Raw genomic sequence first — 21,433 nt, 5'->3', positions numbered from 1 at the left:
GGGCCGGCCCGGTCACGAGGACCGGGCGCCGCGGGGCAACCGCTCAGGGGTCCGAGGGGTCGGCTGGGTCTGTTCCCGCGAGGCGCTCGTCGCCGTCCCGGAAGCCATCCCCATCTCGGTCTATCCCGAAGCGCTTCCCGGAGCCGGGCGGCACGCAGGTGTAGGTGAGCGGTATGGGCAGCAGGGTGGCGAGCAACCGCAATGCGGCGTCGGGGAGGAAGGGGGCGAAGGCGTGGTCCGTCTCGAACACGCCCCCACCCCGGTAGAGGAAGCCGCGCTCCTGCAGGAGGAAGCGGCCCTTGACGACGAGATCACACTCACCCGCGTCGGCGCGGCCCCGGAGCAAGTGAATGCGCGCGTGCACGTCGGCGCCGCTCCCCTGGGCGAGGGTCACCTGCTGGCCGACGATGGGCGCCATGTTGGAATCGAAGGCGAGGAGATACGACTCCACCTGACGGCGCAGGAGCGTACCCGCAGGGCCCGTGGGGAAGCCTTCCGGGTTGAGGGCGCTCTCGCCGAAGCCGAACTTCATGAAACGGAAGATGGTATCGATCACGCCGTCGTGGAGGTATCCGAAGCCACGAACCTGATCGCCCTGAAAGCCATTGTCGCCTGGCTCGATCCCGGGGGCCTCGGCCATGCCGAACATGCCGATTTTCTGGTACATGTTGCGCAGGTGGGGGACCTTCATGGTCTGGGGAGTTCCCTCGAAGGTGCTCAGCCCCGAGGTGCCGAAGAACCCTGGCCTGGCGCTCCCAGGATTGCCCGCTGGATTCAGCTCGTGACAGCCCCTGCATTCGTGGGTGACGTCGGAGAGAGGACCCGAGAAGAACGCGAGCCCCGCCTGCTGATCCGGGGTGAGAGCGTTGTCGAGCGCCCGGACGGGGTTGGGGGGGTAGGTCATCTCGAGGACGAAATCGGTGAGGGACTCCATCTGGCTCGTCGAGAGCGTGGTGTGGCGCCCGAGCAGGTCGACGAACGCTTCGTTGAACTTCTCGAAGGCTGCCCGCTCGTCGAAGATGCCGCTGTCTGGCTGGAGCGAGGGCTCATCGTTGCCGCCCGTGCGATCGCCACGCCAGTGCATCGGGCCATGGTTGGCCATCCCCCGCAGGCTCTGGGTGGTCATCGGGCCCTTCAGCGGCCGGTAGTTGGGGTCGTCAGGGTCGTCGACGAGGAACGGTCCGGGGTTGTTGATGGTCATGGCGTCCGGGTTGCCGAGATCCCAGGCCAGGCTGTCGAAATCGCCGAAGACGTGGCAGGTCGCGCAGGCCGAGTCGCCGTGGCTCGAGGTGAACGCGGCGTCGTAGAGGAAGGGACGGCCCTCCACGATGTGCGCGGGCTCGGGATTGAACATGGGGACGTGGGCCTTCTCGGTGCGCGTCACCGTGTCGATGACGGAGACGGCATTGTCGAAGCGGGTGAGCACGTAGAGCCGCTTGCGCGCCTCGTCGAGGACCAGGCCCCCGGGACCTCCCCCGGAGAGGGGAATGTGGTTCGCTGCGCTGGGGACGAAGGTGTCGTTCTCGAGCGCGGCCGTGCTGAAGACGCCGACCTTCTGCGAGCCCAGGGCAGCGACGTAGAGGGTCGCTCCATCGCTGGTGACGGCCATGCCCTGGGGGAGGGCGAGGCTGCGGCCGTTCTCGGTATTGGGCAGGGGCGCGCAGCAGCTTCCGTAATCGATGTGCTTGTTGAGGTGCCTGGGCCGGACGTTGCCCGGAGAGAGCACGGTGATGCGGCTCTCGTGCTGGTGGCCGCGCAGGGTCTCGCCGGCGAAGATCCCGGCGCCCTCGAAGCGCGTGTCGTTCAGCGCGTCGGTGTTGCTCACGTAGATCTTCCCGTTCACCGGGTTGACGGCCATGTTGTAAAGGATGGTGCCGACGCCGGTGTAGAAGCCCGCAGCGCCGGGGATCTGGGCGGGCGGGTTGGCCCGCGCATTGATGGCGAAGACGTCCCGATCGGGCAGGGAGAACATCACCGAGTTGTCCCAGGTGCGTCCCAGGACATCGACCCAGTGCGCGCCGTCGTGCTTGACGATGACGGCAGCTTCCGGCTGCGGGAAGCCCTGGAAGTTCGTGTTGGGTCCAGGGACGCCCCCTGCAGCTTCGCCGCCGTCCGGCACGAGGAGGTCACTGACGGCCGTGGTGCGGTTGCCGGAGTGGAATGCCGCGGCATAGACGGTGTTCCCGTCGGGGGAGACGGCGAGGGCGCGTGGCGTGTCGCTGAACAGGGTGACGATGGTGAGGGGCGTCCCTGCCAGCGTGGAGCCCAGCGCCGCCGCGTCGAACACCCAGACATCGGCGCGGCCGACGCCAGGGGTGGTGAACTGGGGATCGATGGGGCTGTTCTGGCCGCGGTGGGCCGTGGTGATGAACGCGCGCCGGCGGCCGGTCCCGGCGAAGACGATGTCTCGTGGCTCATCGCCCACGAGCAGCGTCCGGACGACGCGCGCTCTTTGGGCATCGCTCACATCGACGATGCTCACGCTGTCCGACACGTGATTGACGACCCACACCTCGTCATTGCTCCGCGCGGCGACGGCGACGGGATCGACCCCTACCGGGACCGAACCTTCATGCACGAGCCCGCCCTGGTTGACGGCGAAGATCTCGAGGCGACCATCCGGTGTGTTGACGGCAAACAGGTGCTTTCCGTCAGGTGAAAGCGCGAGCGGGCGCACATGGCCGCTCTCGAAGAGGGTATACGCAGGAGGTTCGCTGGCAGAGGCATCGAGGGTCGTGACGGAGAGCGTACCAGCGGCGAGGAGCGCTGAGACGCAATGGCGAAGTCGGAGCCCGAGCATGAGGCCCTCCATAGCGCTTGGGTCCACAAGATCCCGGCACCAGGCGCGAATGCCGAAACGTCTCAGGTTCACCCGGTCGCGGCGCGACTGTCAAGCGACGCGCGCGACGAGGATTCATGGAGCGGCTTTGCAGCACGTTCGTCGAAGCCCTGCATTTCATTCATGCAAGCCGCGTATGTACATACATACGGCGAATGCACATACATGCGGCGAATGCACATACACGCCGCGGGGACACGCACGGGCACGCGGCGCAGGCGGCGCAGGCGGCGCAGGAGGGCCACCTCACAGCGCCACCGAACCTCGGGCCGCAGGCGGTCACGGGCCTGCGGCGTGCAGCGAGCGCTCAATACATCAGCGCGTACTGAATGGCACTTTGAAGTGTGCTGTGCACCACGATACCGTGGAGATCTGCCCCTATCTCCACGAGGGTCCTGGCCATCTCGGGTCGTACCCCTGTGAGCACGACGTTGGAGCCCAGCAGGCTCACCGCCTGCGCTGCCCTGATCAACGCATCCGCCACCTGTCGGTCCACGAAGGTCACGCCCGTCACATCGAGAATGGCGATCGAGGCGCGATGCCTGGAGACACCTTCGAGCAGTGCTTCCATGACCTGCTGGGCGCGCGTCCCGTTCACGCTCCCGATGAGGGGCATGACCACCACGCCCTCGGCAATGGGAATGAGCGGCGTCGAGAGGGCGCGCAGGCTCTCTTCCTGCATCCGGATGATCTCTTCCTGGAGGCGCCTGTTGTCCGCTTCCGCGCGCCGGCGCTGGGTGATGTCCATCGAGATCCCGCACACGCCATAGACCTTGCCGTTCGTTTCGCGGAGCGGAAATTTGGTCATCAGGATGTGGTACGGCTTGCCATCCCGGACGCGCTCACTCTCCCACTCGATGCCGCTCCCTTTTTCGAGGACCTGTCGGTCCTCCCTGAGATACTCCTCGGCCCTATCCTCGGGCAGAAGGTCTCTCGGCGTCTTGCCGAGAATGGCCTCGGGAGGGAGCCTCATCGCGTCCGCACAGCGCTGATTCACGAGGATCGTCCGGTCCTCAAGATTGTTGGCGAAGATGCTCATCGGGGCATTGTCGATGAGCGCCTGCAGCAGGGCGTGCTTCTCTTCGAGCGCCTTCTGGGTCTTCTGCCGCTCGGTTACGTCGATGTTGCATTCCACGAGGAACTCGATTCCCGCGTCACCCTTGATGGGTACGTACGTGGTCTCGGTCCACACCGTGCGTTCGTCGATGGTCGCCAGGGTCGAGCCCGCGGTCTCGTAGGCGCACGGGGGCATGGTCACGTTCTTGCCGAGCGCCGCAGCCCGCTGGAAGTTCTCGACAAAGCCGGCAGATATCGACGAGGGATCTTCGAGGATGTTGAACTTGCCGATGATCTCGTCCCCGATTCCACCGATCAGCTCCAGGCTGGTGGTGTTCATCGCCACGGAGAGTCCATCACGGCGGTACACGCCGAGCGACACGGGCAGGGCGTCGAAGATCTTGCGGTAGGGGACGTGGTGCTGTTCCTCGGCGGATTCGCGCGGCACACAGGCTTCGAGGGCACGCTCGAGCTCCTGGACACGTGCGCGGAGGAACGCGTTCTCGGTTTTCAACACGTCGTAGCTCGGTTCCTCTGTAAACATCCCGCTTCTCCAGAAAACATCCCCCACCGCCTGCGTTCATCCCTCACGAGGTCTTGTGGTCCGGCTGCCGAGGACAGCCGGCCGGTGATCCATGCCGCTTGGCTGGGTGCGACGTGTCTTGGATTGAACAGGATTCTCAGGATACGGCGTCACCCGGCGAGGCGGAAGAGTCTGCGCATGGCCACGGTCCACTGCAGCCTCACGACCGGTGTGCTGCACTTCATTGGCCAGCCGCTGCTTGAGGCACGTCTTCGCACAGCCACTATCGCTTTCGGGGTCGGGGGCGTAGCGCAGACGGATCGGCTGTGCGCGGCGCGCTGCGCGGGGCCGCGGTGACGGCCTCGTACCAGGAGGCGTAGAGCGTGTTCCGGACGAGATGGCGGTTCTGATCGGGCGCGCCGTCGTCCCACCACACCGGCCCCCGCTCGCCGAGGGCCACCTTGGCCGCATGGACGCGGGCGCCTGCCTCGCGGAGGGCGTCGTGGTCGCCCGAGCGTCGCGCCTGGCCTACCGAACGCCGGGCGGCCATCAGCTCCCGAACGAGACCCTCCCGGGTCTCCGGATCGAGATGTGGGTTGGCGCAGCGCCACAACCGACCGCGCACGACCAGATAGCGGCCGTCGGGCGTGATCAGGGGGGCATCCCCCGTCTTGCTCATGGCTCTTTTCTCGTTCGACCTGGCGTCATGTCCGTAGCGCAGCGTTCGAGCGAAGCGACTGGGGTCGATCACCGGGAGCGCAGGGGCCGAGAGGCCCCTGATCCAGGGTACGTGGTACCTAGAACCCGGCCTCCAGGCCCAGCGCGGGTAGGGTGATCGGGCCGAATACCCGCGGAGAGCAGCCCCCCGCGTCGCAGGTCACGTCGATGATCTCCCGGCTGAGCGTGGCGTTCTGCAGATCCAGGATGAGGCTCAGGTAGCCGTGCTCGCCGATGCGCCACCGCTTGGAGACCCGCACGTCGAAGCGGTAGAAGGGGCGCACCCGATCCGGGTGCTCGTTTGTGACCCGCCCGACGGCCGCCTCGTCGGCCGGGAAGCCCGTGTAGAACATGTGGCGCACGCCGGCGCGCCACCCGCGCCCGAGATCGTAGAGCAGGGCCGTGTGCAGGACGTGGGTCCTGTCGAAGGCGGAGGGGATCTTGAAGCCGTCGCGCTCCCGCGTCGTCCGCGACAGGGTGTACGAGAACATGAAGAGCAGGTCTCGCCGGAGGGCACCCCGCGCGCCGATCTCCACGCCATAAGCGTCGCCGAGGCTGCGCGCGAGGAAGCGAGACGAGGACAGCTCCGTGCCGCGACCGGTGCCGAGGGCGTCGGTGAGGCCGAACGTGGCCTGCCGGAACACGGTGCCGCCGAGCTCCAGGGGACCGACCTTCACCTCGGCCCCGAAGCTCGTCTGCAGGCTGCGCTGCAGCCCGCCAGGGATGCCGGCGATCTGCAGCGCTGGCACGGGAAGGAACCCCGGCCGCTGGGACGCCATGCCGACGGCGGGGATGAGGCGGAGGTGCTCGCCGATGCCGAAGCTGCCGACGAGCTTGGGGTCCACCGCGAGCGCCGTCTCGCCCATGGACCGGTGATGGTCCACCCGGAGCCCCGGCGTGAGGGTGGCGCGCTGATCGAGCGCCAGCGTCGCCTCGGCCCAGGCGCCCACTGTCATGTCGAGGCGGCTCTGGAACAGATCGGAGAAGGCATCGTCGAGCTGGCCCTCGGAGGCATCCGGGAAGATGCCGCCGGTCCCGCCCTCTCCTCCGTGCTCCACCTCGTAGGCGTCGAGCGCGACGTCGAGACCCCCGCGCAGGATCGCCCTCGGGCTCACCTGCCGGACGACGCTGGCGCGCGCACCGAGCTTCCAATCCCGCGCGCGCTCCACGCCCCCGAGCCCGCGGGACTGGTCGACGCCGAGGGTGACGGCGGTGTCCACCACCCCGCCCTCGATGTCGTGCCCGTAGCGCAGGTCGAGGCGGTGGAAGTCGCTGTCCAGCAGGACCTCGGGCTCGTCGCCGTCGATGGCCGCAGCGAGGTAGTCCTTGGCCCCGAACGCGAAGATCGAGAGGCGGTCACCCTTGCGCGGCTCGTAGGTCGCGCGCGCCTGGTAGTCGCCGTAGTTGAGATCGACGCTCGGCACGAGCGCGGTGATGAGCGCGACCCCCGCTGCCCAGCGGCCCGCGACGAAGACGGTGAGGTCGTCCCGGGCCGGTCCCTCGAGGTGGGCCGCGAGATCGCCGAGCCGCACGCTGGCCTCGCCCCGCCAGTCGTAGGGGGGTGGGGTGATCTCGGCCTCGACCACCGCGCCGGCCAGCCGCCCGAAGCGGGCAGGGTAGGGCCCCAGGTGCAGGTCGACCCGCTGGACCAGGGCAGGCGGGATGACGCTGGGACCGCCGCCCACGTGAAAGAGGAGCGGCACCTGGATGCCATCGAAGTAGTACCCGACGTTGCTGGGAGGAGCGCCGCGGATGAAGAAGTAGGGAAAGCCGCTGACCGTCGGGGTGACGCTGGGGGCGATCTCGATGACGCGGAACGGATCCCCGAGCACCCCCGGCATCTCGCGGATGTCGCGGCGCGACAGGGTCGTCGCATTGTCCGGAACCCGCTCGCCCTCGATGGTGACCTCGACGGCGCCGGACGACGGCGGCTCCGGCTCGGGCGGTGGCGCGATCGGCGGGGCGGCCACGGGCTCCGTGGGCGCCGGCGCTGGCTGCGCCTGGGCAACCCTTGCCACGGCCCCGAGCGCGAGGATGAGGCAGCCGCGGAGCAGGCACAGGGATGGTTCGGAAGAGAGCCTGGGGCGCATGGCCGCGTGCGCCGGAGCGCGAGGGGGGCGAAGAATGGTGGCGGCCCCGCGTCAGGTCAAGCCGACTCCGCGCCGAATCTCAGGGTCAGGAGGTCAGCCCGTGAGCGTTCGCCACTGCTCCGTGATGCGCTGCGACGAGACGGGGACCGCGGTCTTCAGCTCGGGTGCGAACGTGGATACCCGGAGTTCCTCGATCATCCAGCGGAACGCCTCCAGCTCCTCGACGGGCACCCCGCGGGCGCGCAGCCCCTCGCGGTGCTTGAGCCAGTTGTTCCAGAAGGGGAGCACCTGGTCGGCCTTGGCCTGGTCTTTCTGCGGCCCGTTGGGGAGCCGCTCCAGCCTGACCTGGATCGCGCGCAGGTAGCGGGGCAGGTGCACCAGCCGCTCGGGGGGCGTGGAGAGGAACATGCCCGGCGGCATGAGGTGGGCGATCTGCGTCCGCATGTCGTCGAGCGCCGTCCGCGACACGGGCCTGCTGGAGAGCACGCGCAGCGCCGCTTCCGCCCGCTCCAGCTCCGTGGCGATCTCCTGTGCGAGGCGCGCGAGGCGGGGCAGCGCCGCGCCGATGCCGGCCCGACCCTCGGCGAGCCGGGCCTGGAAAGCCGCCCGGTTGCGCGGAAACGCCTGCGCATCATCGAGCCGGAACGCCTCGTCCAGCGCCCGGCGTGCGATCTGCGCGCGCGGTCCCAGCGGCGTGCCCTCCCGGGCGAGTGGCGAGGCGCGGAGCGCGACGCGCTCGGCGAGCATCCCCTTGTCGAGCGCCACGGGGAGCTGCTGCTCCAGCTTCTGCGGCGTGCTGCCGGCGCCGAGCAAGAGGAGGCGCCGCAGCCCCCCGCGCATGGCCTCCTCCGCCACCTCGCGCGACGGCATGACCCGGAGCGCCGCGCTCGTCCCCGTGTCCACCAGCGCCGGATACCCCCACAGCTTCACGCCACCGACCAGCATCGGCACCCGCTCGGGGAGCGCGTCGAAGCTCCACGAGGTCAGGTCCTCCTTGGTCCACGCCTCCGCCGGGATCCGGCTCCAGGCCTCGCGCGCCCGCGCCCCGAAGCGCTCCTTCAGCTCGCGCAGGTCCCGGCCTTCCCCCACCACCTTTCCTGCCGCGTCAACGAGCCGGAAGTGAAAGCGCAGGTGGGCCGGCAGGTCCGTCAGGTCCCAGGCGTCGGGCGGCACGCGCGCGCCGGTGCGCTCCTGAACGGCGTGCCCCAGCGTCGCGAGCATGGGCCCCTCGAACGGCCGGTGCTCGGAGGCGAGATCCTTGCCCGCCTCCCGGATGCCCCCCAGCTCCTTGCGCAGCGCCTTCGGGAGAGAGTCGAGGAGCAAGGTGACCTTCTCCTCGTGCCACCCCGGGATGGTCCACTCCATCACGGCCGGATCCACCTGGGGCAGGAGCGGCAGCGGGATGGTCACCGTGATCCCGTCATCGTCCTCGCCCGGCTCGAAGCGGTAGATCAGCGGCAGGGTGGCGCCATAGATCTCGATCTCGTCGGGGAACCGCTCCGGCGCGAGGTCGGCAGCCTCGTCGAGCAGCACGTCGGCGAGCGACAGGTGCAGGACGCCCGGATCCTTCTCCTCGGCCTCCTTGCGCCACGCCTCGAACGTCTTGCCGCTGTAGATCCCCTCCGGAATGCGGGCCTCGAAGAAACGGAGCAGCGTATCCTCGTCTGCCAGCAGATCGCTCCGCCGCGCCTTGTCGCGCAGCCGCTTCGCCTCCTCCAGCACCGCGCGGTTGTGATCCTGGTACGTGCCGCGCCCCGCATACTCCTGCCGCACCAGCGCATGCAGCAGGAACACCCGCCGGGCGACCGCCGGGTTGATGGGGCCGTAGTGCACCCGCCGATCCCGCACGATGGGCAGCCCGTAGAGCGACACCTGCTCCTTCGCCACCACCTGCGCGGGCCGCTGCTCCCAGTGCGGGTCCCCGTAGCTCCGCTTGCAGAGCGCCCCCGCGGCAGGCTCGAGCCATGCCGGATCGATGCGCGCCGCCATCCGGGCGAAGAGCTGCGACGTCTCCACCAGCTCCGCGGCGATGATCCAGGCCGGAGGCTTCCGGGAGAGACCCGACGAAGGGTGGAGCACGAAGCGCGTCTGCCGCGCGCCCGCGTAGACCCGCTTCTCGGGCTGCCACATCCCGATGCGGCTCAGCAGGCCCGGCAAGATCGCGCGGTGCACGGCCTCGTCGCCCGCGGCCTGGTCCCCTGGCCGCAGGCCCATCTCGCGCGCGATCTCCGAGAGCTGCCGGTGCACGTCGCTCCACTCGCGCAGGCGCAGGTGTGACAGGAAGTTGTCGCGGCAGAGCTTGCGGAGCTGCCCGCGGGTCAGCCGCTCCTGCGCGTCCTGGTAGAAGTGCCAGAGCTTGAGCAGCCCCGCGAAGTCGGACGCCTCGTCGCGGAATTTCCGGTGCGCCTCGTCGGCCTGTTTCTGGGCCGCCAGCGGCCGCTCCCGCGGATCCTGGGCCCCGAGCGCCGCGGCCAGGATCAGGATCTCTCGCAGCGCCCCCTCCTCCGCGCCGGCCAGGATCATCCGCCCGATCCGTGGATCGAGGGGCAAGCGCGCGAGCTTCCGGCCGATGTCGGTCAGCGCGCCCTCGGCGTCGAGGGCGCCCAGCTCCTCCAGCACCCGGTATCCCTCCTCCACGGCCTTGCGCGGAGGCGGGTCGAGGAAGGGGAAGTCCTCGAGCGCGCCGAGCCCCATCGACTTCATCGAGAGGATCGCGCCCGCGAGGCCGACCCGCAGGATCTCCGGGTCGGTGTAGGCCGAGCGCGTGGTGTAGTCCCGCTCCTCGTAGAGCCGCAGGCAGACCCCGCTCCGGACCCGGCCCGCGCGCCCCTTCCGCTGGTCGGCGCTCGCCCGGGAGACGGGCTCGATCTGGAGCTGCGTCACGCCCGTGCGGGCGCTGTACCGGTTCACGCGCGCGAGCCCCGCGTCGATGACGTAGACGATCCCGGGGATGGTCAGCGACGTCTCGGCCACGTTCGTGGCGAGGACCACCCGCCGCTCCGGCAGGGTCTGGAAGACCCGCTGCTGATCGGACTGCGCCAGGCGCCCGTAGAGCGGCAGCACCGTCGTGTGGCGCAGCGAGCGCCCGGCGAGCTCGTTCTCCACCTCGTGGATCTCGCGCTCCCCCGGCAGGAAGATCAGGATGTCCTCGCGCGGGTCGAGCGAGGTGACCTCCTCGACGGCGTTGGCCACCACCTCGCTCAGCTCCCCCTCACCGTCCTTCTGGGGCCGGTAGAGTACCTCCACCGGGAAGGTGCGGCCCGAGACCTGGATGACCGGCGCCCCCCCGTAAAAGGACGCGTAGCGCTCGGTCTCCAGCGTCGCGGAGCTGATGATCACCCGCAGATCCGGCCGCCGCGGGAGGAGCCGCTTCATCATGCCGAGGAGCAGATCGATGTTGAGGCTCCGCTCGTGGGCCTCGTCGAGGACGATGGTGTCGTAAGCCCGCATCAACGGGTCACCCTGCAGCTCCGCAAGGAGGATCCCGTCGGTCATGAACTTGACGTACGTCGACCGGCTCGTCCGGTCCGCGAAGCGGATCTTGTAGCCGACCTCCTGACCCAGCTCGACGTCCAGCTCCTTGGCCACGCGCGCGGCCACGCTCGTCGCGGCGATGCGGCGGGGCTGCGTCACCCCGATGTGTGCGTCGAGGCCGCGCCCCATGGCGAGGCAGATCTTGGGGAGCTGCGTCGTCTTGCCCGAGCCGGTCTCACCGGCGACGATCACCACCTGATGCGCGGTGATGGCCTCGGCGATGTCCCGCACCCGGGCCGAGATGGGCAGCTCCTCGGGGAAGGTGACGGGCGACTGCGCGACGGCTTCGGGGGTGGGAGGATGCCTCCGGGGGGGCCCTGCCGGGGAATGCGTGTGGCGTTTCACTGGGAAGACCTGGGGCTGCGTGACCGGAAGCAGGGGCTGGCAGGCCCACGGTTTCGGGGGACGCAGTCCTAGCACTTCTCGTCGGGAACGGGAGCCGTGGACGTGACCCCCTGGCCCACGCCTCGCCCCTCGCGCTCACTGCGGCAGGAGGCCCTCGCCCGGGGAGAGCGCCGCGGGGGCATGCCCCTCGATCCACGCGCGCAGCTCCCCGGGATCGGCGGGCAGATCGTCCGCCCACAGCCGCACGGAGTGATCCTCACCGCCAGACACCAGGCCCTTCGGCGAGAACGCCACCGCGAGCGCCGGCCCCCGATGGCCACGCAGCGCCCGGCTCTCCCCGCTGGCCAGGTCCCAGAGACGCAGCGAACCGTCGGCGCTCACCGTGCCCAGCCTGCGCGTGTCCGGCGACACCGCGAACCGCACGACCTCGCCCCCGTGCCCACGCAGCGATCCCAGCCTGCCCCCCGTCGCCGCGTCCCAGATCCGCACTCCCGTCTCCACCCGGCTCAGGGTGATCAGCCGCTGCCCGCCCTCGGCGAACCCGATCTGGGTGATCCCCGCGCCCCCCGCATCGACCCGCATGCTCACGCCCGTCTCCACCTGCCAGAGCCGCAGGGTGTGGTCCTGGCTCCCGGACGCGAGCGTCGCGCTGTCGGGGGCGAAGGCGAGCGCGCCCACTGCGTCTTCGTGCCCGCGCAGCACCCGGGTGCCCCCCACCTCCAGATCACGCAGGTGGATCTCCCCGTCGACCCCCCCCGTGGCCAGCCACCGCCCGTCCGGCGAGAACGCCAGCGCGAGCGCGGCGCCGTCGTGTCCCTTGTTGCCCGCCCTCGCGCGCGCTTCCCGCGCTCCGTCGAGGCGGTGCACCTCCACGGCTCCATCGGACCGCGCCACCGCGAGCCGCACCCCCGAGGGCGAGAAGCCAATCGCGCGCACCGGAGTCCCTGCCACCTCGAAGAGCACCCCACCGGCCAACTCTCGGCCGAAGACCCGCACCCTCCCATCTTCTCCGGCGGTGGCGAGCTTGCTCCCGTCCGCCGAGAACGCCACCTGACGCACCGCGCCCTCGTGCGCGGGCAAGGGCGAGCGCGTCACCCCCTCACGCAGATCCCAGCGCCAGAGCTTTCCTGCCGCGTCTCCCGTCAACAGCTCGGGCCCCGCGGACGACGCATCGACTGCCGTCACCTCGGCCGCGTGGCCTGCCAGGGTGCGCCCCTCGAACGCGCCCACCTCCCAGGTCCGCACCGTGTGGTCCGCGCCCCCGGCGGCGAGCGTCATCCCATCGGCTGCGTAGGCCACCGCGATCACCGCATCCTCGAAGCCGTTCAGCGCCCGATCCTCGCCGCCATCGAGCGACCACACGCGCACCGTCCGGTCGTAGCTCGTCGAGGCCAGGTGACGGCCATCGGGCGAGAACGCCGCGCCCAGCGTGCGCCCCGTGTGCCCTTCCAGCGTCCTCCCGAGCCCCGCGTGCACGTCCCAGAGCCGGACCCGCGCATCCTCGCCCACGGACGCGAGCCGGCGGCCATCGGGCGAGAAGACCAGCTCCCCCACCGCGACCACCGCCGAAGGCACGCGCCCCGAGCCGCCGAGGGGCGTGAGCGTCCGCTCCGTACGCTGCGACGGGCTCCACACCTTCACCGTCCCCTCCGCGTCCCGCGCCGCGAGCTGGTCTGCCCCGGGCGCGTAGGCCAGCGCCACCACCGCAGCGCCTTGCTCCGACAGCGCGGTCACCTTCCCCGTCTCGACGTCCCACACCCGCAGCGATCCATCGAGCCCTCCGGCCGCGAGCACGCGACCCTCCGGCGAGCACGAGAGAACCCGCACCGGCGGCCCTCCCTGCGCGCCACCCCGGGCGAGCACGCGCACCTCCTCGCCGCCGAAGCTCCAGATCCGCAGGGCGCCATCCAGCCCGGCTGCGGCGACCCGCCCCTCCCCGCAGCGCTCCAGGGCGCGTACCGGCGCCTCGTACCGCCCCAGCTCCTGCCCCGCCCGCGTCGCCAGGTCCCAGAGGCGCACCGTCCCATCTTTGCCCGCGCTGGCGAGCTTCCGGCCGTCGCTTGAGAACACCACCCGGTACACCTCGTCCGTGTGACCTGTGAGCCGCACGCCTGCGCCTGCGCCTGCGCCTGCGCCTGCGCCGAGGTTCCACACCCACACCGCGCCGTCGTCGGCGCCGCTCGCGATCGTCGCCTGATCGGGCCCGAAGGCCACGGCGTTCACGGCCCCCGTGTGCCCGCGCAGCAAGGTCGCGAGACCGTGCTCACGCGCGTCCGCCGCGAGGAGCCGGACCGTCGCCCACCGGGAGAACTGCGGCGACAGGCTGCGCAGCCACCCCAGCGCGCGGTTCGGAACCACCGGGATCGCGGCGCGCGCCTGCATCAGGGTCAGCTCGTCGGCGCGATCGAGCGCTTGCCGCTGCGCCGCCTCCGCCTCGTACTTCCGCGCCTCGGCCCGATCCCGCTCCACGACCACCCGCCTCACACTCACTGTGCCGAGCACCACGAGCAGCAGGAGCGCGGCAACGCCCACCGAGAGCGCCGCCCGGTACTGCCGCGCGAAGCGCCGCACCCGCTCCACGCGAGAGTAGCGGTGCGCCCTGACGATCTGGCCCGTCTGGAAGCGCCGCAGGTCCTCGGCCAGCTCGCGCGCCGTCCGGTAGCGTGAGAGCGGGCTCCTGGCCATCGCCTTGCGGACCACCGTGAGCAGGTCCGAGGGGATCTCCTTCTGCTTCTGCTCCAGAGGCGGTGGGGGCCCCGCGATCACCGCCTCGATCACGTCGAGGGGGCTGCCGCGGTACGGCGGCTCGCCCGCGAGCACGTGGTAGAGGATCGCTCCCAGCGCGTAGACATCCGCGCGCTCGTCCACGGACTCTCCCGCCGCCTGCTCGGGTGGCATGTACGCCGGCGTGCCGAGCACCGACCCGTCGACCGTCAGCGCCTCCTGGTCTGGCACGGAAGGCGGCCGCGCCATCACCCGCCTGTCGAGATCGTCGTGCTCGAGCGCGAGATCCTTGGCGAGACCCCAGTCGATCACCAGCGTCTCCCCGAACGCCCCGACCAGCACGTTGGCGGGCTTGAGATCGCGGTGGATGATCCGCTCCTGGTGCGCGTACGCCATGGCCTCGGCCACGGCCAGCACGTGGGGCAGCAGCGGGAGCCGCTCGTCGAGCAGCGCATGCTCGTCGATCACCTCCGCCAGGGAGCGCCCCGACACCAGCTTCATCGCGTAGAACGGCCTTCCGTCCGGCCACCGCCCCGCCTCGTAGACCGGCACGATCGACGGGTGCTGCAGCCGCGCCGTCAGCCGCACCTCCCGCAGGAACCGCTCCTCGGCCACCCCGCCGGGAACCCCGCGCAGCTCCTTCAGCGCCACCGCCCTCCCGAGCCGCACATCCTGCGCCGCCAGCACCCGCCCGATGCCGCCCTGGGCCACCTCGGCGAGCACCGCATATTGCTGCTGGTGCACCACGGTGAGTTCCCCATCGAGGGTCTGCTGCACCGTGGTGCACCCCGCCCCGGAGCGCGGTGGCGGATCCGAGGCCACCGTCGGGTTCGGCTCCAGCCCGGACCCCTCCCGGCCCTCCGACGCCGCTCGCCGCCATGCCCTCGCCTGCCTGATCACCGACATGCGTACCTCTCCGCCAAGCTCCGAGGGGGCTTCGCAGGCTGGCAACCCGTCCCGGGTCGAGCCTAATCAGTCAGGGGGTCGCGCTGCCTTCGGTTCAACGGCGCACGCTGCAAATCGGGCCGTGCCGTAGCGTCGCTTCAGGTCGTGCTGTAGGCCCATGGCAATCCCGACAGAGCGCACGCAATGCCTGCTCAAGGCCCACACGCCAGGCAGCCAACGCTTGTTCAAGGTCTACCTGCGGCGCCAAGAACCGTCTCCACTGCACCTCCGGGGTACAATCGGCGGAGGCGGGCCCCAGGACCCTCATGATTTCGTGCACTTGATGCTCATGCACAAAAAGTTGGGTCGGGGTGTCGATCCAGCCGAGCGTCGTTCGACGTGCTGGTGAAGGCACGGTTCCCCTCCGGCCAGCACCGTCCGGGGCCCCCCTCCACTCCGTTGACCCATGCCTGTTCACCTCTGAAGGAGAGACGACGATGCGATTCCTGCTCATCCCGAGCCTGATCCCGAGCGACACCAAGGCCGAGGCGGACATGCCGTTCGACGAGAAGCTCTTCGACGCGCAGATGAAGTACAACGAGGAGCTGCACAGGGCCGGCGTGCTGGTCGCCTCCGAGGGGCTCAATGTCGCCTCCAAGGGCGCTCATGTGCGGTTCTCGGGAGGGAAGGGCACCGTGGTCGACGGCCCCTTTGCCGAGACCAAGGAACTGATTGCCGGCTTCTACCTGATCAACGTGAAGTCCCGGGAAGAGGCGATTGCGTGGGCCCTGCGTTACCCGAGCGGCGCTGCGGACGAGGTGATGGAAGTGCGCCCGCTGACGGCAGAGTCGGACATCCCGCCGGAGCTCGTCGCGCGCATCGCGGACGTGGCGCCCACGTGGTACGCCTCGGTCGGGGGTACGCGGTAATCAGCGCCTCGCGCAATCCACGGATCGTTCGCACGACAGCCCCCACGCCTTCACTCACCGTCTCGGAAAGTCCCATGGCCAAGAAAATCGCTATCGTCGTTGCCGTCCTCCTCGCCGCGTTCCTCATCTTTGCCGCGACGAGGCCCGACACCTTCCACGTCGAGCGCACGACGAGCATCCACGCGCCCCCGGAGAAGATCTACCCGCTCATCGCCGACTTCCACGGCTGGAAGTCCTGGTCACCCTACGAGAGCCTCGACCCTTCGCTGAAGCAGACCTACAGCGGCGCGGAGAGCGGCAAGGGCGCCGTGTACGCCTGGGAAGGCAATGACGACGTGGGCCAGGGCCGCATGGAGATCACGGACGCGACGCCGCTCTCCAAGATCGTGATCAAGCTCAATTTCATCAAGCCCTTCGAGGCCGAGAACACCGCCGAGTTCACGCTGGAGCCCAAGGGGAGCACCACGAACGTCACCTGGGCCATGCACGGACCCAACTCGTTCATCAGCAAGATCATGTGCATCTTCGTGAGCATGGACAGCTTCATCGGCAAGGACTTCGAGAAAGGCCTCGCCGCCATGAAGACCGTCGCCGAGAAGTGAACGGCATCCCCTTGCCGCTTCGGGCCTGACGTCCGTCGCCTCAGGAAGCGGGCAATGTCCCCGGCTGCATGGTTCAGTCGTCGATGGCCTGGTAGACCGACGTCCAGAAGTCGAGCAAGACCACCGGGGGGCTCGGGGACGTGAAGGCGCTCTGGGTCAGCAGGACGCCGACCAGCTCCTCCCTGGGATCCGACCGGAACGAGGTGCCCAGGCCGCCATCCCAGCCGAAGGTCCCGGGAGACTCTGCGAGATCGCCGCGCCTGTTGATCACCGACATCCCGAATCCCCAGCCGCAGTTCTCTCCGAAGAAGATGCGGTTCCCGGCCTTCTGCTCCGGTGTCAGGTGGTCGGTCGTCATCAGCTCGATAGAGGGCCGAGAGAGGATGCGCTCGCGCCCGTGGCGCCCCTTGTTCAGCATCATCTGCGCGAAGGCCAGGCAATCGTCGGCGGTGGAGACCAGGCCGCCGCTGCCCGAGGCGAAGGCCGGAGGGCGGCTCCATTGACCCCCTTTCGCCACATCGTACAGATCGAGCGCGCCCGTCTTCGGGTTGGGTGCGTAGCTGGTCGCGAGGCGGTCAATCGCCTCGGCCGGCACGCTGAAGCCGGTGTCCTTCATCCCGAGCGGCTCGAAGAGGCGCTCGCGCATGAACGCCTCCAGCGGCCGCCCCGCAGCGCGCGCAATCAGCACGCCCAGCACGTCCAGCCCCAGATCGTACATCCACATCTCGCCGGGGTGGTGCATCAGCGGCACCGCCGCGACCCGCCGGATCCACTCGTCCGGCGTCGGAAGCTCCTGCGGGTGCGGGGGCCCCAGGAGAAGCTGTTGCTCGTTCAGCGCCTTCCGGATCGGGTAATCGCTCGACGGCGCCATGATGTGGCCGAGCCCCATCCGGAGCGTGAGCAGATCACGCAGCGTGATGGGCCTCCGCGCCGGCACGGTGTCGTCGAGCGCCCCGTCGAGCCGCTTCAGCACCCTCCGATCGGCCAGCTCGGGCAGCAGCCGGTCCACCGGATCGTCCAGCCGCAGCGTGCACTCCTCCACCAGGATCATCGCCGCCGCAGCCGTCATGGGCTTGGTCATCGAGGCGATGCGGAAGAGGGTATCCCGGCGCATCGGGTCGCTGCCGGCGACCGCCTTCATGCCCACCGCATCGACGTGCACCTCACCGCGCCGGCTGATCAGCGTCACGAGCCCGGGCATGGCCCCGCGCGCGACGTGACCCTCCATGGCCTCGTGCATGCGGCGCAGCCGCTCCTTCGACAATCCGCTGCTGCTCATCCAGGCCCCATACCACTGCCGACCGCAGCGAGCGCCCGCAAAAGCGTGGTGGCGACACGGCGCGCGCGGGGCCCTCACCTGCGCGGAGGCTTCTGCCTGGGGGCCTGGTGGCGCTCTCGCTCTGGTACACTCCCGACGATGGCCAAGACCCGCAAGAAGAAACGTGCCCCGGCAATCGCCGTGCCGTACATGAGCATCGCCTAGTTAATCGGCCTCTGCATCGTCACCTGCAATTTCTTCGTGCTGATCTGGTTCATTCAGCGGTGCCGCTTCTTGAATTCGCTCCGCCCGGTGAAGCCGCCCGATTCATCGGACGACCTCGCGCGCCGCTTCGACTGAATCGTGGGCCGCGCGCGCGGTGCGATCACTCCCGGTCAGCGTCGGGTGTCGAGCCCAGGAGAGCCCTGGCCGAGTGGTCCCCGGTCGGAGCGACGCCTGCGCACCCACCTCGTCGAGGCCCACGGCGCTGCCTGAGGAACTACCGGCGCCTCCCCGCAAGAACGCCTACACTGCGGCGCACAATGAAAGAACTCCAGGTGGGCGCAGGGCGAGTGCAGTTGGTCCAAGGCGACATCGTCAAGGCCAGCACCGAGGCCATCGTCAACGCTGCAAACGCGGCGCTGGCAGGCGGAGGCGGTGTCGACGGCGCCATCCACCGCGCTGCCGGGCCGGAACTCTACGAGCTGACCCGCCCTCTCGGCGGCTGCCCGACCGGCAAGGCGGTCATCACCGGCGCCGGCCGCATCCCGCCGCCGGTGCGCTTCATCGTCCACGCCGTTGGCCCCCGCTACAGCGCCTCGCGTGACGCCGAGTGCGCGGCGCTCCTCCGCAGCGCCCACGAGGAGAGCCTCCGCCGCTGCGAGGAGCACGCCATCCAGAGCGTCTCCTTCCCCGCCATCAGCACGGGCGTGTACGGCTACCCCATCCACAAAGCCGCCCCCATCGCGCTCGGCGAAGCCATCGACCACCTCGCAGGCGCCATGCGCTCCGTGAAGCACATCGTGTTCGTGCTCTTCTCACCTGCAGACCTCGACGCCTTCTCCGCTGCGCTCGCCGCGTTCGCCCCCTCCCCCGCGTCCCGGTGAGGTCGCTGCGGAGCCACTTCTACCCACCGCCCTCAGCCTCCAAGCCCTGCGATGTCTCGAAAGTCCTTCTGGACGAGGAACCATGCGGCGTCCTTCCTCTCGCAATTCCAGACCCGCCCTCACGGCCTTCGCGGTGGCGCTGGTCGCCGCGGCGTGCGGCGGTGCCGCCTGGATGGCCGCGACGTGCAGTGGCGCCGTCGTGAAGTCTCCGCCTTCGCCCCTCTCTCCTGACCCCTCGCCCCGCGCTCCGGCGCTGGCCTCCGCGCAGAGAGCAGCACCCGAACCAGGCGCGAGGCTGGCCTACGACGACGGCGCGGCGCTCTGCATCCGGGACGCCTGGCCCGATCGGCTTGCCGAGGCGCGCTGCATCGCCCATGGCGAGCCTATCCTCCAGTGGTCCTGGGTGGACCGGGAGCGCCTCGTCGCCCTGCGTGCCTCGGGTGAGGTGGCGCTGCTCCACGACGGTCGCTGGCAGGAACTGTCCCAGCCGCCCCCGTCCACCTGGGAGCAACCGGAGCCGCGCGATGCCCAGGGTCACCCCGTGGACGGCCTCGTGCCCAGCGACAAGGTGCATCTGTCCGTGCGCGCGGACGGCGTGTGGCTGTCGAGGTGCCCGTTTTGGATCGCCTTCGACGCGGGGGGCTGCCATGCATGGGTCAACGCGCGCCTCTGGCCATCGCTCAAGGTGGAGGTCGACCCCGCGGAGCCTCCCGGGTTTCGCGACCCTGAAGAGGGGCGGGATCTGCCCCTCGGGCAGCGCCCCGACGACGTGCACCTGACCGAGCGACCCTCCGCGGATGGCAAGACGCTCGCCCTGGAGTGCACCCGAGGAGCGTCACGCTCCGCGCTGGAAGAGTCCACGGAAGGCGTCGGCGTGGACTTCGACTGGGGCTGGGTGGGCGAGAGCCCGACGAGCTACGTGGTGCGGGTGAGCCGCGATTACATCGAGGTGGTGCGGGTGAGTCTGTACCTGATGGAAGCTTGCCAGAGCGCCCCCGTGCGGGAGATCGAGATGCTGCGCACAGGTCCCGGAGACTTCTGGGTGCACGATGACCCGAAGGGGGTGGTGGTGCGGCACGGAGGGCGTGCACTCGGCGTGGTCCCCACGGATGACGTGCGGTGGGCGCCGCGGTGAGCAGCGGCCCGGCTGTTCGAGGTCATGGAACATCGAGCAAGCCTCGCGGGCGAGGACCGACGGCATGCCTCACCAGCCGCGCGCACTTGCCATTGCCTTTCGACCTCCGTACCAAATAGCGTACACCGTACGTTAGGCGCGTGGGTCGCCTGGCGCAACCCCGAATTACGGAGTCTTCATGCGCATCACCGCCTCCGCTGTGTCGTTGACCGTCGACGACGTCGCTGCGTCCAGCAAGTTCCTCGTCGCGCACTTCGGCTTTCGCGAGCAGATGGCTGCCGAGGGCTTTGCTTCCCTCGGACGCGACGACGCCGCGATGAACGTCATCTTCATGCAGCGCGGTATCGCGGTGCTCCCCGAGGGCTTCCGCGATCAGCACGCAGCGGGCGTCATCGTCGCCTTCGTCGTCACCGATCTCGCCGCCGAAGAGGCCCGCCTGCGCAGCGAGGGGGTCACCATCACCATGCCGCTGCGGGAGGAGCCCTGGGGAGAGCGTCTGTTCCAGGTCCAGGACCCCAACGGGGTCACCATCGAGCTGGTCGAGTGGGTCACGCCGCGCGGGTAGCGCGCGTCCACGCACGTCGGCGCGATCGTTGACGCAAACGTTGACGCGCTCCGCGACGCGCTCCGCCACGCTCCGCCACGCTCCGCCACGCTCCGCCACGCCCCCGCGGTTCCGTGCCCTTGCGATGCGCAAGACACGGCGCCATGTCCATGGCGCATCCATGTCCCGCACCGACGCCATGTCGGGTGCCGCACGTGGTGAACAGGTGGTGGACCATGCACCAGGAACATCGGGCTCCTTCGCCGTGGCGCTGCGCTCAAGCCATGCTGGCCGTCGTAGCTGCGTCCGGCGTGGCAACGCTCGTCGCAGCCTGCCACGAGGGTATGGGCATCGAGGACGAACTGCCTCTCTCTGCCGCCAAGGCGCGCCTCGATCCCTCGTCCGCCGCTCCCACCACATCATGGTCCCCCGCCTCGCTGGAGGCGCTGTCGATGCAGGGGCCGTACGGCTTCGCGACGCGGGATCTGATGCTGGTGGACACGACGCGCGCGACGCCGCCCAACCGCAGCTACCCCGGTTCGCCGGTGCGGATCCTGCCCACCAGGGTCTACTACCCGGCGTTCCCCGTTTCTCTCTCGACATCGCCGCCGTCGGCACAGCCCATACCCGTGGCGGGCGGGGCACGGTTCCCGCTCCTGGCTTACGCGCATGGCTTCACCAGCCGGGGAGAGCCGGCGCGGCACGTGGCAGAGCACCTGGCCACGCATGGCTACAACGTGGCGGCGCCCCTGTTCCCGCTCAGCCGCGGTGACGCGCCGGGGGGGCCGACCGCGGCCGACATCAGCCGTCAACCTGGTGACCTCGCGTTCGTCTTGAAGGCGATCGCCTCGCTCGGAGGCGCGGATCGCGACCTGGCGACAGCGGCAGACGGCAGCCGCCAGGGCCTCATCGGCTTCTCGGCCGGAGGGCGCACCGCGTCGGGGAGGAAGGCTCCGTCGCACCTCGCACGTCTTCCCACCTTTCGCATCTGTCACGCCGCCATCACGTACCGTCGCGCGCGCATGCCACTGGTACGGCGCCGTGACGGTCCCTGTGGGCTCCTGGGCGTGTGGTCCGGGGGAGGCGCTCAGGGGGCGGGTCGGTACGGCGGATGCAATGGGGTGGGGAGGTGGGGAGGTGGGGAGG

13 protein-coding genes are annotated in these 21,433 nt (G+C 69.9%); 6 read left to right on the top strand and 7 right to left on the bottom strand.

The features are described from left to right. Positions 1-43 precede the first annotated feature (43 nt). From CAP_RS39050 to CAP_RS39025, 6 genes are all read right to left on the bottom strand, one after another. Positions 44-2,800 (bottom strand): beta-propeller fold lactonase family protein, encoded by a 2,757-nt coding sequence (locus CAP_RS39050; protein ID WP_044250448.1) that lies wholly within the window; start codon positions 2,798-2,800, stop codon positions 44-46. Between the two features lie 346 nt (positions 2,801-3,146). Further along, positions 3,147-4,439 carry a PAS domain-containing protein gene (locus CAP_RS46545; RefSeq protein WP_063748828.1) on the bottom strand — a complete coding sequence of 431 codons (1,293 nt, stop codon included), beginning with the start codon at positions 4,437-4,439 and terminating at the stop codon, positions 3,147-3,149. 262 nt (positions 4,440-4,701) lie between these two features. Then, the gene (locus tag CAP_RS39040; RefSeq protein WP_052376750.1) at positions 4,702-5,097 is read right to left on the bottom strand and encodes a hypothetical protein; all 396 of its coding nucleotides are present in this window, start codon (positions 5,095-5,097) and stop codon (positions 4,702-4,704) included. 118 nt (positions 5,098-5,215) lie between these two features. Then, positions 5,216-7,153, bottom strand: a complete 1,938-nt coding sequence (locus CAP_RS39035) for a TonB-dependent receptor plug domain-containing protein (protein WP_231511962.1) — start codon at positions 7,151-7,153, stop codon at positions 5,216-5,218. Positions 7,154-7,318: 165 nt separating this feature from the next. After that, entirely contained in the window at positions 7,319-11,104 is a 3,786-nt protein-coding gene (hrpA, locus tag CAP_RS39030) for an ATP-dependent RNA helicase HrpA (RefSeq protein ID WP_044250417.1), read from the bottom strand. Positions 11,105-11,239: 135 nt separating this feature from the next. Continuing rightward, positions 11,240-14,734, bottom strand: a complete 3,495-nt coding sequence (locus CAP_RS39025) for a WD40 repeat domain-containing serine/threonine-protein kinase (protein WP_044250415.1) — start codon at positions 14,732-14,734, stop codon at positions 11,240-11,242. A 476-nt stretch (positions 14,735-15,210) separates the two neighbouring features. Here CAP_RS39025 and CAP_RS39020 point away from each other — a divergent pair, with 476 nt between their 5' ends. Both CAP_RS39020 and CAP_RS39015 read left to right on the top strand, forming a co-directional pair. Beyond that, positions 15,211-15,642 (top strand): YciI family protein, encoded by a 432-nt coding sequence (locus tag CAP_RS39020; RefSeq protein WP_044250413.1) that lies wholly within the window; start codon positions 15,211-15,213, stop codon positions 15,640-15,642. A gap of 74 nt (positions 15,643-15,716) precedes the next feature. Next, positions 15,717-16,244, top strand: a complete 528-nt coding sequence (locus CAP_RS39015) for an SRPBCC family protein (protein WP_044250410.1) — start codon at positions 15,717-15,719, stop codon at positions 16,242-16,244. A gap of 73 nt (positions 16,245-16,317) precedes the next feature. On the opposite strand, the gene CAP_RS39010 is transcribed toward CAP_RS39015, so the two are convergent. After that, on the bottom strand, positions 16,318-17,523 hold the full coding sequence (locus CAP_RS39010; protein WP_044250408.1) for a serine hydrolase domain-containing protein: 1,206 nt from the start codon (positions 17,521-17,523) through the stop codon (positions 16,318-16,320). Between the two features lie 551 nt (positions 17,524-18,074). Between CAP_RS39010 and CAP_RS39005 the strand changes: the two genes are divergently transcribed. The 4 genes from CAP_RS39005 to CAP_RS38990 all read left to right on the top strand — a co-directional run. Continuing rightward, the gene (locus tag CAP_RS39005; RefSeq protein WP_231511961.1) at positions 18,075-18,608 is read left to right on the top strand and encodes a macro domain-containing protein; all 534 of its coding nucleotides are present in this window, start codon (positions 18,075-18,077) and stop codon (positions 18,606-18,608) included. An 82-nt stretch (positions 18,609-18,690) separates the two neighbouring features. Further along, positions 18,691-19,743, top strand: a complete 1,053-nt coding sequence (locus CAP_RS39000) for a hypothetical protein (RefSeq protein WP_044250403.1) — start codon at positions 18,691-18,693, stop codon at positions 19,741-19,743. A gap of 178 nt (positions 19,744-19,921) precedes the next feature. After that, the gene (locus CAP_RS38995) at positions 19,922-20,308 is read left to right on the top strand and encodes a VOC family protein (RefSeq protein WP_044250401.1); all 387 of its coding nucleotides are present in this window, start codon (positions 19,922-19,924) and stop codon (positions 20,306-20,308) included. A 290-nt stretch (positions 20,309-20,598) separates the two neighbouring features. Then, a partial coding sequence (locus CAP_RS38990) for an alpha/beta hydrolase (RefSeq protein ID WP_231511960.1) occupies positions 20,599-21,433 on the top strand: 835 nt, incomplete at its 3' end.

The sequence above is a fragment of the Chondromyces apiculatus DSM 436 genome (genome assembly GCF_000601485.1).
Taxonomy (GTDB): Bacteria; Myxococcota_A; Polyangia; order Polyangiales; family Polyangiaceae; genus Chondromyces; species Chondromyces apiculatus.
This window is presented reverse-complemented; position numbering and strand designations above follow the sequence as displayed.